Source organism: Methanospirillum sp. (genome assembly GCF_035406105.1).
Taxonomy (GTDB): domain Archaea; phylum Halobacteriota; class Methanomicrobia; order Methanomicrobiales; family Methanospirillaceae; genus Methanospirillum.
On sequence record NZ_DAONKG010000317.1, the window covers coordinates 1 to 1,973 of the forward strand.

A 1,973-nucleotide genomic window follows, 5' to 3' on the forward strand; every position below is an offset into this window, starting at 1 on the left:
GAATTAGAGGACTCCTCATCTCCAATAAGGAACTCTCTGAGCAGGTCCAACGAGACTGGCTTTATTTCATCTTCTATTCCTTCTTCTTTAACGAAAGAAAGGTACTCCTGGCATGCTTCCTGAAGCATCCTGGTTGCTTCCTCAATATTATCTCCCTGACTGGCGACATTGAGTTCAAGACAAAGACCTAAGTAAAAATCTCCAGTTTTTTTAATAATTCCCGTGTATGCGCAAGTCATAAGTCCTCATCTCATGATGAACTACATATCTTTGAATATTACAATAATGTAATATTTCCGTATAAAAAATCTGTGCCATCTGGATTTCTCATGATTCAGCCTGAACGCATTACTTCCTTCAATGTACAGGAACCGAAGGGTTCGTACATCCTCTACTGGATGCAATCAGCGGTCAGGTCCAGGTACAACCATGCCCTTGAATATGCCATCGAAATATCGAACGATCTAAAAAAACCTCTTATCGTCGTCTTCTGCCTTGACCGCTCCTATCCTGAGGCAACACCGGTCCATTACCGGTTTTTATGGGAGGGTCTTCAGGATGTGAACCGTTCTCTCTCCGGGCGGGGAATTGGATTTCAGATCCTATCCGGAAGTCCGGTTGATATCATCCCCCGGATTGCTGACGATGCCTGCATGATCGTCACTGATCAGGGCTGGACCCGGCTTCAGCGGGAATGGAGGCAGAAGGTCATTGATGCCGCTCCCTGCAAAGTAGTGATTGTCGAGACCAACCTGATCGTGCCGGTTCAGGTAGCTTCACCAAAAGAAGAATGGTCGGCAGGAACATTCAGGCCAAAAATTACCAGACAACTGCCTGCCTTTCTTCACCCCCTCGCCCCCCGGCATGTACTGGTTAAATCGACGGACTATCAGCCATGTACTGATATCCCGGTTGGAGCTGAGCAGCAATTCACACAGAAACGAATCAATGATGATAGTTCTTCTCATACCCTTCCTGGAGGAGAGACCGCTGCAGAACATTACCTCTCTGCATTTCTCTCCGGGACCATTGACCGGTATGAGGCCACCCACAATGATCCGACCGCCCATGCAACATCATATTTGAGTGCATACGTACATTTCGGCCATATTTCCCCGCTTGAGATAGCGCTCCGGGCAATGGAACGGCCAGGGCCTGGGACACATGCATTCCTTGAACAACTCATCGTTCGGAGGGAGTTATCGCACAATTTTGTCTGGTATAATCCCTGGTATGACCGATACGAAGGACTGCCGGAATGGACAAGGAAGACTCTTGGGAAACACCGGATTGATACACGGGAGTATTCATACAATCTGGCGGACTTTGAACAGTGTAAGACGCATGATAGGGCATGGAATGCGATGCAACACTCGATGATTCGGACCGGGTACCTGCATGGATACCTGCGGATGTACTGGGGGAAAAAGATCATTGAATGGACCGAAACACCTGAAGAGGCATATCACATAGCTCTGCTCCTCAATAACCGGTATGAACTGGACGGACGGGACCCGAACGGGTTCTGCGGGGTTGCCTGGTGTTTTGGTAAACACGACCGGCCATGGAAGGAACGACCGGTATTCGGAACCATCCGGTACATGAATGAGGCAGGACTGCGGCGGAAGTTCAGGCTGGATGGCTGGGTCGATCGGATCCTTGAGGAGTACTCCTGATCCGGTCTGTTTCTCTTATTCAAGGCCCCTGATACGGCCCATCTCGGGTGCAATGCTGATTGCCCTGGTCACTTCTTCAGGTGATACCCGACGGAGAAGATCAGAAAAACCGTCTGGGCAGTTTTTCCTGATATCACCGACTGGATAGTACTGGTCCATGATATTGAGCCAGGTATTGGGAGAAATTTTTTCAGCAATGAATTGGATGATTCTGTCTTACTCCTCCATTCCGGGAAGGAGAATGGGCAGGATGAGAAGTCCTTGTGTTGCGATACCATTCTTACGGGTGAGGTCACC

General features: G+C 49.0%; 3 protein-coding genes. 1 reads left to right on the forward strand and 2 read right to left on the reverse strand.

Annotated elements, in window-relative coordinates; translation table 11 throughout:
• On the reverse strand, positions 1-239 hold a 239-nt coding region (locus tag PLA23_RS12960), incomplete at its 3' end, for a type II toxin-antitoxin system HicB family antitoxin (RefSeq protein ID WP_324475461.1).
• A 90-nt stretch (positions 240-329) separates the two neighbouring features.
• On the opposite strand from PLA23_RS12960, the gene PLA23_RS12965 reads away from it, so the two are divergent.
• Entirely contained in the window at positions 330-1,676 is a 1,347-nt protein-coding gene (locus PLA23_RS12965; protein ID WP_324475462.1) for a deoxyribodipyrimidine photo-lyase, read from the forward strand.
• Positions 1,677-1,744: 68 nt separating this feature from the next.
• On the opposite strand, the gene PLA23_RS12970 is transcribed toward PLA23_RS12965, so the two are convergent.
• Positions 1,745-1,973, reverse strand: a 229-nt coding sequence (locus PLA23_RS12970) for a hypothetical protein (protein ID WP_324475463.1), incomplete at its 5' end; no start/stop codon positions are given.

Coding starts and splice junctions, on each gene's coding strand:
- PLA23_RS12965 (WP_324475462.1), top strand. CDS start 330: ATGATTCAGCCTGAACGCATTACTTCCTTCAATGTACAGGAACCGAAG.